12 protein-coding genes are annotated in these 11,985 nt (G+C 67.2%); 8 read left to right on the top strand and 4 right to left on the bottom strand.

Annotation, left to right across the window (positions count from 1 at the left end; translation table 11 throughout):
• On the bottom strand, positions 1-942 hold the full coding sequence (locus IB275_RS18855; protein WP_081518486.1) for a VOC family protein: 942 nt from the start codon (positions 940-942) through the stop codon (positions 1-3).
• 281 nt (positions 943-1,223) lie between these two features.
• Between IB275_RS18855 and IB275_RS18860 the strand changes: the two genes are divergently transcribed.
• Together IB275_RS18860 and IB275_RS18865 are read left to right on the top strand one after the other, a co-directional pair.
• Positions 1,224-2,162 carry a LysR family transcriptional regulator gene (locus IB275_RS18860; RefSeq protein ID WP_192294888.1) on the top strand — a complete coding sequence of 313 codons (939 nt, stop codon included), beginning with the start codon at positions 1,224-1,226 and terminating at the stop codon, positions 2,160-2,162.
• Between the two features lie 181 nt (positions 2,163-2,343).
• The gene (locus IB275_RS18865) at positions 2,344-3,501 is read left to right on the top strand and encodes an alpha/beta hydrolase family protein (RefSeq protein ID WP_192294889.1); all 1,158 of its coding nucleotides are present in this window, start codon (positions 2,344-2,346) and stop codon (positions 3,499-3,501) included.
• Between the two features lie 156 nt (positions 3,502-3,657).
• Here IB275_RS18865 and IB275_RS18870 read toward each other — a convergent pair whose 3' ends face one another.
• Complete coding sequence (locus IB275_RS18870; RefSeq protein ID WP_081518489.1) at positions 3,658-4,038, bottom strand: nuclear transport factor 2 family protein; 381 nt, start codon at positions 4,036-4,038, stop codon at positions 3,658-3,660.
• A gap of 262 nt (positions 4,039-4,300) precedes the next feature.
• On the opposite strand from IB275_RS18870, the gene IB275_RS18875 reads away from it, so the two are divergent.
• Positions 4,301-5,644, top strand: a complete 1,344-nt coding sequence (locus tag IB275_RS18875; protein WP_192294890.1) for a metal-dependent hydrolase family protein — start codon at positions 4,301-4,303, stop codon at positions 5,642-5,644.
• 2 nt (positions 5,645-5,646) lie between these two features.
• Complete coding sequence (locus IB275_RS18880; RefSeq protein ID WP_192294891.1) at positions 5,647-6,090, top strand: GlcG/HbpS family heme-binding protein; 444 nt, start codon at positions 5,647-5,649, stop codon at positions 6,088-6,090.
• Here IB275_RS18880 and IB275_RS18885 read toward each other — a convergent pair.
• Both IB275_RS18885 and IB275_RS18890 read right to left on the bottom strand, forming a co-directional pair.
• Positions 6,081-7,007 carry a LysR family transcriptional regulator gene (locus IB275_RS18885; RefSeq protein ID WP_192294892.1) on the bottom strand — a complete coding sequence of 309 codons (927 nt, stop codon included), beginning with the start codon at positions 7,005-7,007 and terminating at the stop codon, positions 6,081-6,083. The two genes, IB275_RS18880 and IB275_RS18885, sit on opposite strands and share 10 nt — an antisense overlap.
• A gap of 88 nt (positions 7,008-7,095) precedes the next feature.
• The gene (locus IB275_RS18890) at positions 7,096-9,024 is read right to left on the bottom strand and encodes an LTA synthase family protein (protein ID WP_192294893.1); all 1,929 of its coding nucleotides are present in this window, start codon (positions 9,022-9,024) and stop codon (positions 7,096-7,098) included.
• Between the two features lie 276 nt (positions 9,025-9,300).
• Here IB275_RS18890 and IB275_RS18895 point away from each other — a divergent pair, with 276 nt between their 5' ends.
• The 4 genes from IB275_RS18895 to IB275_RS18910 all read left to right on the top strand — a co-directional run bounded on the left by IB275_RS18895 (position 9,301) and on the right by IB275_RS18910 (position 11,944).
• The gene (locus IB275_RS18895; RefSeq protein ID WP_192294894.1) at positions 9,301-9,960 is read left to right on the top strand and encodes a hypothetical protein; all 660 of its coding nucleotides are present in this window, start codon (positions 9,301-9,303) and stop codon (positions 9,958-9,960) included.
• Between the two features lie 94 nt (positions 9,961-10,054).
• Positions 10,055-10,465, top strand: a complete 411-nt coding sequence (locus IB275_RS18900; protein WP_192294895.1) for a hypothetical protein — start codon at positions 10,055-10,057, stop codon at positions 10,463-10,465.
• A gap of 45 nt (positions 10,466-10,510) precedes the next feature.
• Positions 10,511-10,855 (top strand): VOC family protein, encoded by a 345-nt coding sequence (locus IB275_RS18905; protein WP_192294896.1) that lies wholly within the window; start codon positions 10,511-10,513, stop codon positions 10,853-10,855.
• A 114-nt stretch (positions 10,856-10,969) separates the two neighbouring features.
• A complete protein-coding gene (locus IB275_RS18910) occupies positions 10,970-11,944 on the top strand; it encodes a quinone oxidoreductase family protein (protein ID WP_192294897.1) in 975 nt (324 codons plus the stop codon).
• The last annotated feature ends 41 nt before the right edge of the window (positions 11,945-11,985 follow it).

Raw genomic sequence — 11,985 nt, forward strand, 5'->3', positions numbered from 1 at the left:
TCAGCCCTGCTTGGGCGGCGGGCCGCCGGGCGCCCATTTCTCCCGCGAGGTGAAGAGGAACAGCTGCGAGTTGTCCGCCGACATCGGCGCCTGGCGTGCGGCCCAGGCGTCGTCGTGCTTGTCCATGTCGGCGTCGTACTCGATGTGGCAACCCAGCGGGCTGTTGAAGTACCAGAACCAGTTGGAGCCCAGCAGGTGGCGGCCGGGGCCCCAGAAGCTGGTCCAGCCCTTCTGCTGGAAGCGCGTGCCGGCCAGCAGCACTTCGGTACCGCTGCCCATGTGGAAGGTGAAGTGTTCGCAGCCCTGCATGTGCGGCGGGGTCTGGATCATGAACAGGCAGTGGTGGTCGTCCATGCCGGCGGTGCGCATGAAGGGGCCGACGCCGACGAAGCTGTCAGTGGTGACGAAGCCCAGGCGGTCGCGGTAGAAGGCTTCGCCCTTGGCCGCGTCGGGCACGAAGTAGACGACGTGGGACAGGGTGCGCGGCTGCGCCGGCATGTCCGGGGTGATGCCCAGCTGGTTGAGCGGGCGCTGCGGCGCGCTGCCGGGGGCGTTGGTCAGATCGGCCGGCGCTTCGAAGGTGCGGCGCCAGGAAACCTGGAAGGCGATGGCGAAGCCCAGGTCGTCGACGCTGTGCAGCGCGCCGTTCTCGTCGCGGCGCACCTCGCGGTCACGCCCCAGTTCGTCGGCGATGGCTTCCAGGTCTGCGGTGGACGCCACGCCGTAGAGGGTTTCACGCAGCGACGGGGTTGGCCCGAGCGCCGGCGGCAGGCTCGGATCGTCACCCCGGCGGATGATGATCGCGGTGCCGTCCAGCGCCTCGAAACGGCCGCCGTCGGCATCCAGTTGGGCGGCCGTGAGGCCGTAGTCACGCAGGCAATCGGCACAGGCCTGGATATCGTCGACGCCGAATACCAGCGCGTCGAGTCCAAGAATGTTCATGGCTACCACTCCATTGAAATTATGTTCGGCGCCGGGCAGGGGGTCGCCGGTGGTGGGTCGCCGCGGCTCGTCGGCCGCTCGACTGGAGCGCAGGTTGATGGCTTGCCCGGCGCCCTGACCAATCGCGTGTGGGGATGCGAGGCATCGGCAATCGCGATACCTGCAGCGCGGCCCATGACGCAGGGCGTTAGCCGCGCAGGGAAGGCAGAGTGCTATTGACGTATCGGCAATGCGGCCCGAAGGTATCGCGAAAATAACTACAAGAACCGTGAGCCATCGCCATGCGTTTTCACCACCTGGACCTGAACCTCCTGGTGGCGCTGGATGTACTGCTCGAAGAGCAGAACATCACCCGTGCCGCCGAACGCCTGCACATGACCCAGTCGGCCACCAGCGGCGTGCTGGGGCGCCTGCGCACCTTCTTCGAGGACGAACTGCTGGTGCAGGTCGGGCGCAAGATGCAGCCCACGCCCTATGCCCTGGAGCTGGCCGTGCCGGTGCGCGAAGTGCTGCTGACCATCCGCTCCTCGATCACCTCCAAGCCGGTGTTCGACCCCGCCAGCAGCAAGCGCCACTTCCGCCTGGTGACCTCGGACTACCTGATCAGCGTGCTGTTCGCCCAGGTCATCCAGAAGATCCACCAGGAGGCGCCGCACATCACCTTCGAGATGCTCAGCCCCGGCGACAACACCGCCGAGATGCTGATGCGCGGCGAGCTCGACCTGATGATCGCGCCCGAGCGCTACGTCATCGACGGCCATCCGGCGCAGTTGCTGTTCGAGGAGGATCACGTCTGCGTGGTCTGGCGCGACAACCCCGAGGTCGGCGACGTCCTGACACTGGAACAGTACATGCAGATGGGCCACATCTCGGTGGGCTTCGGGCGCAACCGGCACTTGAGCATCGAAGACTGGTTCATGAGCCAGTACGGCTTCAATCGCCGCCTGGAAGTGATCACCAACGACTTCAACACCCTGCCGCAACTGCTGGTGGGCACCCAGCGCGTGGCGACCATGCACCGTCGCCTGGCCGAGCTGTACGCGCGCTACCTGCCGCTGCGCATCCTGCCGCCGCCGGTGAAGATCCCGGTGATGCGCGAGTTCATGCTCTGGCACCGCAGCATGGAGGGCGACCCCATGCACCGCTGGTTGCGCGAGCGCATCCGCGACTTCATCCAGAGTGTCGACCAGCCACCGGATGCCCTGCGCGCCAGCGCTTGACGCCAGTTATCACCCCGGCCGCCGCAACGGCGCCGGGGCATCGCGTTTCACGATACCTCGCATCCCCACTCACGATTGGCCCCGCCCCTGCCCGCCTGCGTACCTTGCCTTCGAACCGCGCCCTGCGTGCCTGCCGCTGTTTCCGGGCGCCGGACTCAACGACCGCAGAAGGACAAGAAGAATGTTCCGTTACTTCCCCACCAATTACGTCTGGAATCTCTCGGTGGACCTGGCCATCGAGATGGGCGCCCGCCTGGGCGAAATCGAGGAGATGTGTGCTCCGCTGCAGGAGGCCGCCAAACAGCCCGACGCCGCCGGTACCCAGGCCTTCCGCGAGACCTGGGCGAAGATGGCCGACAAGCTCTGCGCCCTGGCAGAGGACGACGAGGCCGCCGGCCGCCGCCTCTCCGCCGGGGAGAAATACAACCGCGCCGCCACCTACTACCTCACCTGCGAACGCCTGCAAGCCCACGGCGCTGCCGGCCGCGAGGCGCTGTACCAGCGGTTCCTGGAGACCTTCGCGCGCGGCATCGACCTGTCGAAGGAAAACTGCGAGCGGGTGGAAATCCCCTATGAGGGTAAGCACCTCTCCGGCCTGCTGGTGCGCGCCGAGGGCGTCGACGGCCCGGCGCCGCTGCTGGTGCAGGTCAACGGCCTGGATTCGACCAAGGAAATGAAATACCGCGTCGGCCTGCCGGCGTGGCTCGCCAAGCGCGGTGTGTCCTCGCTGATCATCGACCAGCCCGGCACCGGCGAGGCGCTGCGCCTGCATGGCCTGACTGCGCGCTACGACAGCGAACACTGGGCCAGCCGCGTGGTGGACTGGCTGGAAACCCACCCCGAAGTCGATCCCAAGCGCATCGGCCTGGAAGGCGTCTCCCTGGGCGGCTACTACTGCCCGCGCGCGGTGGCCTTCGAGCCGCGCTTCGCCTGCGGCGTGGTCTGGGGCGCCAACCACGACTGGCGCGACGTGCAGAAGCGCCGTCTGGAGAAGGAAGGCAACTTCCCGGTGCCGCACTACTGGGCGCACGTGCAGTGGGTCTGGGGCGCGAAGGATATGGACGAATTCATGACGATCGCCGAGAACGTGCACCTGGATGGCGTGCTCGAGCGCATCCGCGTGCCCTTCCTGGTCACCCACGGCGAGAAGGACTCGCAGATTCCGCTGAAGTGGGCGCACCGTACCTACGAACAGCTGGTGAACAGCCCGAAACGCGAGCTGAAGATCTTCACCGAGCGCGAAGGCGGTGTGCAGCATTCGAGCTTCGACAACAGCATCAACGCCGGTCACTACATCGCCGACTGGATCGCCGAAACCCTCGGCGGCCACACCGCCTGACCTCCCTTGCGCCGGTCACCCGGCGCTGCTCCCGCGGGGTGTCGGCCCCGCCCTCCACGGCGCCCATCGGCGCCGTTTTCTTGCTGCTCGCTGCCCTGCAGGAGCGCCCCATGGGCGCGATCGCGGGCATGGCCCGCTCCTACAGGGAATGCCGGGTCAGGCCGGCGCGCGGGTGCCATGGAACGACGCGATACGCCAGCCCTCCTCGCCCTTCACCCAGAGCTGCGTGGCAAAACCCTCGGCACGCACCGGCTCGCCGCCGCCACGCTTCTGCAGCAGGTTGCACTGCGGGCCGCTCATCAGCGCCAGGCCATCGCCGAACAGACGAACCGCCAGCTCGCCACGCTCCACCGCCAGGTAGCGCACAGCATGGCGGGCGTAGTCCAGGTACTGCCCCTTGTCCTGCACCAACCCGGTGGTGTGCACGTACAGCAACTCATCGGCGAACAGTTCGTCCAGCCGCGTGTGGTCCTCCTCGACCAGGGCGCGCTGGCGTTCGGCTTCCAGGTTCAGCAACAGATCACGAATAGCCTTCATGGGATTTTCCCTTGGTGGTTGATGGGCGGGCGCATCCTCGCCCCCGCCGGCGCCCGAGGAAAAATCGCCGATCGCCATGCCAGGCATCGCCACTCCCGATACCCGCCCGACAGCACCGTTTCCTCCTCTGAAGCCCAAGAACCACGCAGCCTGCGCCAGGTATCGACCGCATCGATGGGTGCCCATCGACAGCATCTGATGGTGCCGGCCGGCACGCCCACCCTAGCCTGCCGGCAAACAACAAGACGAGGAGAGTCCGACCATGGGCGCCCTGCACCTGCACTGCTCCACCCTGTTCGATGGCACCGGCCTGGAAACGCGCCAGCGACAGACACTGATCATCGAGAACGGCGTGATCCGCCACGTCGGGCCGACGGCCGAGGCGCCGCGCCCGGCTCCGGGGGACCGCGAGGTCCACGGCGACTTCGTCATGCCGGGGCTGGTCGACGTGCACACCCACCTGGCCTTCGGCAACGCCCAGAGCGAGGAAGACATCGATATCTGGACCAGCGACGAATTCCGCGCCCTGCGCGGGCTGTTCTTCGCCCAGCACGTGCTCGCCGCCGGCGTCACTTCCATGGTCTGTCCCGGCGACAGCGGCCAGCTCAGCATCGCCGTGCGCAACACGGTCAACGCCGGGCTCTTCGAGGGCCCGCGCATCGCCGCCAGCAGCCGCGTGATCACCAACCGGCAGAGCCTCAACGACTGGTTCCCCAGCCGCGTCGGCGCACCGGAATACTTCACCGCCGCGCTGGTCACCAGTCGCACCGAGGCCATCGCGGAAATCCGTAAGCAGGCCAAGGACGGCGTCGACCTGATCAAGATCGCCATGGACGGCACACACCGCCGGCCCAATGGCGAGATCATCGCCGCCTTCACCGCCGACGAAACCCGCGAGATGGTCGAGGAAGCCCATCGCCTGGGCTGCCGCGTGGCGACCCACGCCTACGGTCGCGAAGCGGTAATGTACGCGGCCAGGGCCGGCGTTGACCTGGTCTTCCATGCCTTCTACATGGACGACGCCTGCATCGAGGCGCTGCTCGAAGCCGGCAGCGTGCTCGCACCGACCATGACCTTCCCGCAGAACACCGTGGACTTCTGCCAGCCCCACGATCCGGCCATCGCCACCGGCTACGCCGGCTACTGCGCGCGTACCCTGGAACTGGGCACCCCGGTGCTCAAGCGCGCCAAGGCCGCCGGCATTCCCTTCGCCTGCGGCAGCGACAGCGGTTTCGCCGTGACGCCCTATGGCGAATGGCACGCCCGCGAACTGGAACTGCTGGTGCGCCGGCTGGACTTCACCCCCGCCGAAGCGCTCTATGCCGCCACCAATGTCGGCTCGCGCCTGATGCCCCGCGGCGAAACCCTGGGCACCCTGGAGCCGGGCAAGCAGGCCGACCTGCTGATCCTCGACGGCTCGCCACTGGAGGACATCCGCATCCTTCAGGACCGCAACCGACTGCAGGCCGTGTACAAGGCCGGCGAGCCGGTACGCCTGCAACGCACCCCCTACAACCCCAAGCAGGTGTCGGACTTCAACTCGCTGAAGTGGACCGATCTCTACACCCGCGACCGGGTCGCCCAGTTGGGCAAATGGAGCCAGTGAACATGACCCATCTCGACTTCGAACTGGCCACGCGCCTGGCCGCTGTCACCCTGCGTCACGCCCGCGCCGAGGGCGTGCGCCCGCTGGCCGCCGCCGTGCTGGATGCGGCCGGTCACCCGCTGGCCGTGCTGCGCGACGAGCAGGCCAGCTTCCTCCGTCCGCAGATCGCCACCGGCAAGGCGCGCGGCTGCCTGGGCATGGGCTTCGGCGGCCGCGAACTGGCACGCCGCGCCCAGGCCATGCCGGCGTTCTTCGATGCGATCAACAGCCTCACTGGCGGCGAGGTGATCCCGGTGGCCGGCGGCATTCTCCTGCGCGATGACGAAGGCCGGCTGCTGGGCGCCATCGGCGTCAGCGGCGATACCTCGGACAACGACGAGCGCTGCGCCCTACTGGCCATTGCGGAACTCGGGCTGCACGGCGAGACGGGCGATACTCAATCCTGATCGAGCAGCGCGGCCTGCTCCGCCAGCACCTGGCGGAGCCAGGCCAGTGCAGGATCGAACGCCTGCTGCGGGTGCCATTGCAGCACCTGCGCCGCCGCCGGGAACTCCATGGGCGCCGGCAACACGCGCAGCGGATAACGCCGCGCCAGCGACTCGGCCTGGCGGCGGAACAGCGTGGCGATTCGCGGCGTGCCGACGACGAATTCGGCCATCAGGGCAAAGCTCTGCACCGCCACTGCGACCCGCCGCTCGATACCGATCTCGCGCAGATGCTGGGTATCCAGCGACAGGTTCTGGCCATCGGTGAACTCGCGCACCACGTGCTCGGCTGCGCAATAACCGCCGAGGCTCAGCAGCTCATCGTGCGCCGAATGAGAGCAGACGATGCAGCACAGCTCATCGCTGAGCAGCGCCTCATGGGGGTAACGCGGGTTGATCCGCCGCTGCGGGACTATCACCAGGTCGCTGCGCCGGTACTCCAGCGCCTCGGCCACCACATCACCGTCGCGCGGCAGCGGCAGGTCACGCAGCACCAGCGAGGCAGCCGGGGCCCGGCGCGCCAGTTCACGGCTGACCGCCGGCAGCAGGGTCGCCGCCACATAGTCCGAAGCCACCAGGGTGAACCGCCGATCACAGCGTGCAGGGTCGAAGGCAGTGGATGTCTCCACCACCTCCCCGGCCAGGCTCAGCACCTCGCGCACCTTCGGCGCCAGCTGACGTGCCAGCGCGGTCAGCTCCAGGCCCCGGCCCAGAGGCACCAGCAGCGGGTCCTGGAAATGTTCGCGCAGGCGGCCCAGCGCGGCGCTGGTCGCCGACTGGCCGAGGTTGAGACGCTGCGCCGCCCGGCTGACGCTGCCCTCTTCGAGCAGCACATCCAGGGCGACCAGCAGGTTGAGGTCCAGACGTCGGTAGCGCATGGGCGACTTATACCCAAGCGCCGCGCCGGCAAGTGGCGTATTTCGCGCTGGCAGGTATCGCATGGCGCGATACCTGCCAGCTGGGGGCTTACTGCCCCGCCGCCGGTTTCCAGTCCAGCAGGTGATGGGTGAAGCCGTAGCTCGCCGACTGGTAGTAGCTGATCGCCCGATCCACCAGCGGATCGTCGGTCTTCGCCGGCACTTCCGTGCTCGCGCCCAGCGCCTGGTTGTGCCGGCGCAGTTCGCCGCGCGGGCTGAGGATCGCCAGGTCCTGGCCGTCGAACAGGCCCAGGTGCTGGTAGTTGCCGATCACCACACGCGGCGGCAGCGCGTTCGGCACCATCAGGTCGCGCCCGTAGAAGGTCGAGGTGTAGCTCAGGTTGAGGATCGACAGCAGGCTCGGCGCCAGGTCCAGCTGGCTCGCCAGCTCGCCGCGCTCACCGGTCGGCAGCAGCTTGGGCGCATAGATGAACAGCGGGATCTGGTAGTTCGCCACCGGCAGGTCTTCCTTGCCGGCGCTGCCTGCGGTGTGGTCGGCGACGAACACAAACAGGGTGTTGTCGAACCAGGGCTTGCCCTTCGCCGCCTTGAGGAACTGGCCGATGGCGTAGTCGGTGTACTTCACCGCACCCTCGCGGCCCTCGCCGGAGGGAATGTCGATGCGGCCGTCCGGGTAGGTGTACGGGCGGTGGTTGGAGGTGGTCATCAGCTGCAGCAGGAACGGCTGCTGGCGCGCGTTGTCCTCGTCCGCCAGCTTGATGGCCTGGGCGTAAAGGTCTTCGTCGCTCATGCCCCAGGCGTTCTTGAAGTGGATGTCCGACTCCTGGACGCTGGACTGGTCGACGATGCGGTAGCCGTTGCCGCCGAAGAAGGCGTTCATGTTGTCGAAGTAGCCACGGCCGCCATACAGGAACACGGCGTCGTAACCGACGTTCTTCAGTTGCTGGCCGAGGCTGGCGAAGCCGCTCTCGCGGCCGACGCGCTTGACGATGGAGCGGCCCGGCGTCGGCGGGATCGACAGGGTGATGGCCTCCAGGCCGCGGTCGGTGCGGGTCCCAGTGGCGTAGAAGTTGTTGAAGTAGAGGCTGTTGCGGCGCAGCTCGTCGAGGTTGGGCGTGAGGTTGCGACCGTCGCCGTTGCTGCCCAGGTACTTGGCGCTCAGGCTCTCGATGGTCACCAGGACGATGTTGTAGCGCTTGGGTGTTCCGGCGTTGGCAATAGTGCGGCGGATGTCCATCGGATCGTCGCCGGTGAAGCGGGCGTTGGGCTCGGCCAGTTCGGCGCGTATCTCCTGGGTCACCTGCTGCGCCGGCAGGGTGGCGTAGAACTGCGGGTAGTCCAGCTCGTTGTTACGGAAGGCGGCGAAGAACTGATAGGGCCCGTTGCTCGCCAGTTCGCGGGCGTAGGTGTTGCCACCCTGGCCGCGCGGGGAATCCTGGTCCACCAGCAGGCCGGCCACCAGCGCCAGCACCACCAGACCAACGCAGCCCAGCAGGCGGCGCGGCAGGGACGCCACCTCAGCGTCACGCAGGCGGCCGATGACCTTGAACAGCGCAAGCGTCACGACCAGCGAAATGGCCGCGAGGATGCTCAGCAGCAGGCCGATCGGGTAGGACTCGAGGATGTTGTTCAGCACCTCGTCCGAGTACACCAGGTAGTCGACCGCGATGAAGTTGAAGCGCACGCCGAACTCGTCCCAGAACAGCCATTCGGCCACCGCGGTGAAAAGCATCACGTAGACGCTGACGAACAACGTGGTCGTCAGCAACCAGCGCCAGGTGGCGCTGCGCCAGACCCTCGCGGGCATCAGCAACAGGACCACGCCCATCGGCAACAACGCATAGACCAGGAAGCTCAGGTCATAGAGCAGGCCGATGACGAAGACCCCGACATGGCCGGCGCCCACCTCGGGCAAGTGGCTCACCAGGAGGACCAGGCGGGTCAGGAAGAAGACGATCAGCCAGAGCAAGGCAACCAGCGCCAGGAAGCGCGTCGGGGCCGAGCGGAAAAGTTGCATGGGGTGTCCCTTGTAAAGGTCCGTCGCACTGGACGAAAGGCAGCGCAGGAGGTGGCCGAAAGCGGCAGTCGGGGCGGGACTCTACAAGTCGAAAGGAAAAGAATTCGTCAAATGGAGCTGCCGGTTTCGTGAATTACCGGCGACCTGAAACCGGTCACGTTCAGCGACGGCGCTACAGGGTTCGAAATTCCCCGGCGACCACGTCTTTTTCACATGTCCTTGACGAGACCTTGATCGCGCGATTCGACAATGGAGGCAATTGACGAGTCCGCCTCCATGAACGAACCCCAACGCGTGTTTTCCTCCATCACTCCTCGAGAGAACGGCGTCGTTGCCGGCGGCGCATTCGGCACAGGTCTTTGCCAACGCGTCCGTCAGTGGCGCCTCAGGCGCCTGCTGCGCCTGGCCCTGCGCATGGCCGAGGAGCCGATCCTGGTGCTGGAGGTCTCGCAATTGCCCGGCGCCGCCTGGCCGGTGCTGCTGGAGCACAGCAACCGCGTCATCGTGGCGACCTGCCCGTCCGGCGACACGCTGGCCGACGCCCACCGGCGACTGCCCGAGGCGATGAAGCGGCGGATCAGGGACCTGCCCGCCCCGCAGGAAAACGCCGAACTGCGCAAGGGTTCGGTCGATTGCCTGTTGCTCCCGGAAATCCCGCACAGCGCCTGCAACCGGCAGAACATCCGGCTGCTGAACCAGTGGATTCCCGTGACCCGCGACAGCGTGATCCTGTTCGCCCGCGTCGACCACTCCAGCCCTGCCCTCGCGGCGGACCAGGCCTGCCCCTGCGGCCCGGATCCGCATCCCGGCGGCCCGGACTTCGCCAGCGCCCGGTCCCTGGAGCGCGAGTTCCAGCGCCTGGGTTTCTCGCAGATACGCCATTACAACGTCGTCCCCGGCGTGGACGGCGTGCGGGTCTACATCCTGCGCAAGTAAGCGCTTTCACCATCCGTCGCTGAACCGGCGCACGCCGGGGCGCCCGCTATACTGCTCTTTTGCCATCATCGATGATTTTCAGGGGGCCTCCCCGATGCAGAACAACACGGTAATGCGCTATTTCCCGTGGCTCGCCCTGGCGCTGCTGGTGGGCAGCCTCGCCGGCTGGCAGATCGGCAATATCATCGGGCTGAACGGTAACCGATGGTTTGCCGAACCCGAATTCACCTTCGAGATTCTGGTGGCGCTCAGCGGCGCGTTCTGTGGCGCCCTGCTGTCCTATGCCAGTGAACGAGGGCTGATGTGGCGAGCGCTTGGCGTGCTGGCAGGCACCTGCTTCATCGTCGCCGTCCTGGGTTACTGCCGGCACAGCCTCGGTGTCCCCTCTGCGGACATGGAACTGCTGACGTACGCCCGGCAGTTCGTCCTGCAGACCTTCGGCATCTGGATTTCGCCCTTGTTCGGCGCGGCGCTGGTTTCGCTGCTGCGGGTGATTCTGCGCTGACCCCTGTGCCATGATTGCGGCTTCGCGCCCACCGCCGGAGCTCCCATGCCGCTGACCCTGTTGCTGCACTGCCACGACCTCGGGCTTACCCGCGAGCATTACCGCGACACGCTCGGTTTCAGCGTGACCGACTCCGCCGAGGGCACGCTCACCGTGCAACTGGAGGACTGCCGACTGCTGTTCACCGCCCAGGACCTGTGGGACCGCGAGGCCGGTTGCTCAGGCACGATCTACCTGCAACTCGCCGACGTCGCACGCTACTTCGCCGCCGTGAAGGACCGGGCGCAGATCGCCTGGCCACTGCAGGACATGCCCTACGGCTCGCAGGAATTCGGCGTGCGCGACTGCAACGGCTACCACCTGGCCTTCGCCCAGCACGTCAAAGCCTGAGCAGGCCCGGCGGATTACTGCACAGCGTGCAGCTATGTCCTGCATCCGCCCTGTCTGGTTCATTACGGGCACATCCCTAGACTGGTGGGCACCATCACCAGTCAGGGGAACACCATGCCCACCCGCGTATCACTGCAAGCCTTCGGCGGCCCGGAAGTCCTCCAACTCGAACAGTCCAAGGTGCAACAACCCGGTCCCGGCGAAGTCTGGCTGGAACAGGCCGCCATTGGCGTCAACCCGCTGGACCTGAGCCAGCGCTCCGGCGCGGTGAAGGTGCCGCTGCCCTCCACGCTCGGCCTGGAAGGCGCAGGTACCGTGGCCACCCTCGGCGAAGGTGTGACCAACGTGCAGGTCGGCGACCGCGTCGCCTACGCCACCGGGCCGCTGGGCTCCTATGCCAGCGCCCGCCTGTACCCGGCGGAGCGCCTGGTGAAGCTGCCGGACTCCGTCAGCTTCGAGGACGCCGCCGCCGTGTTGTGCAAGGGCATTACCGCGCAATACCTGCTCAAGTCCACCTGGCCGGTCGGCCCCGGCTCCCGCGTCCTGATCTATGGCGCCGCCGGCGCGCTGGGGCAACTGTTGGTGCCCTGGGCCAGGCACCTGGGCGCCTTCGTCATCGGTGTGGTGTCGAAGCCGCAGAGCGTCGAACGCGCCCGCGCCGCCGGGTGCAACGCAGTGCTGGTGTTCGATGCCGCGACGCTGGCCGAACAGGTCCGCGAGGTCACCGACGGGCACAGGGTCGACGTGGTCTACGACCCCATCGGCCGCGCCACTTTCGAAGCCTCTCTGGACAGCCTGCGCCCGCGCGGCCTGCTGGTGAGCTTCGGCATGGCCTCCGGCGCGCCGCCGGCCGTGGAAGTCGCCACACTGAACGCCAAGGGCTCGCTGTTCCTCACCCGCCCCTCGCTCGCCGCGCACACCGCCTCTGCCGAGGAATACCAGCAGCGTGCAAACGACGTCCTGCAAGCCGTCGCGGACGGTATCATCCAGCCTCGTGTGTGGCGTCGTTACCCGCTGGCGGAAGTCGCCCGGGCCCACGCCGACCTGCACGAAGGCCGCTCCGAAGGGGCCCTCGTGCTCACGCCATGACCACCACCGCGAGCAGCCGCCCTGGTGGATTCGCCGAATCG

The sequence above is a fragment of the Pseudomonas sp. PDM21 genome (assembly GCF_014852505.2).
In the GTDB taxonomy this organism is placed as follows: domain Bacteria; phylum Pseudomonadota; class Gammaproteobacteria; order Pseudomonadales; family Pseudomonadaceae; genus Pseudomonas.

What these genes read in the sequence shown, in the direction of transcription:
- IB275_RS18855 (WP_081518486.1), bottom strand. Translation starts at nt 942, where the DNA reads ATGAACATTCTTGGACTCGACGCGCTGGTATTCGGCGTCGACGATATC.
- IB275_RS18860 (WP_192294888.1), top strand. Translation starts at nt 1,224, where the DNA reads ATGCGTTTTCACCACCTGGACCTGAACCTCCTGGTGGCGCTGGATGTA.
- IB275_RS18865 (WP_192294889.1), top strand. Translation starts at nt 2,344, where the DNA reads ATGTTCCGTTACTTCCCCACCAATTACGTCTGGAATCTCTCGGTGGAC.
- IB275_RS18870 (WP_081518489.1), bottom strand. Translation starts at nt 4,038, where the DNA reads ATGAAGGCTATTCGTGATCTGTTGCTGAACCTGGAAGCCGAACGCCAG.
- IB275_RS18875 (WP_192294890.1), top strand. Translation starts at nt 4,301, where the DNA reads ATGGGCGCCCTGCACCTGCACTGCTCCACCCTGTTCGATGGCACCGGC.
- IB275_RS18880 (WP_192294891.1), top strand. Translation starts at nt 5,647, where the DNA reads ATGACCCATCTCGACTTCGAACTGGCCACGCGCCTGGCCGCTGTCACC.
- IB275_RS18885 (WP_192294892.1), bottom strand. Translation starts at nt 7,007, where the DNA reads ATGCGCTACCGACGTCTGGACCTCAACCTGCTGGTCGCCCTGGATGTG.
- IB275_RS18890 (WP_192294893.1), bottom strand. Translation starts at nt 9,024, where the DNA reads ATGCAACTTTTCCGCTCGGCCCCGACGCGCTTCCTGGCGCTGGTTGCC.
- IB275_RS18895 (WP_192294894.1), top strand. Translation starts at nt 9,301, where the DNA reads ATGAACGAACCCCAACGCGTGTTTTCCTCCATCACTCCTCGAGAGAAC.
- IB275_RS18900 (WP_192294895.1), top strand. Translation starts at nt 10,055, where the DNA reads ATGCAGAACAACACGGTAATGCGCTATTTCCCGTGGCTCGCCCTGGCG.
- IB275_RS18905 (WP_192294896.1), top strand. Translation starts at nt 10,511, where the DNA reads ATGCCGCTGACCCTGTTGCTGCACTGCCACGACCTCGGGCTTACCCGC.
- IB275_RS18910 (WP_192294897.1), top strand. Translation starts at nt 10,970, where the DNA reads ATGCCCACCCGCGTATCACTGCAAGCCTTCGGCGGCCCGGAAGTCCTC.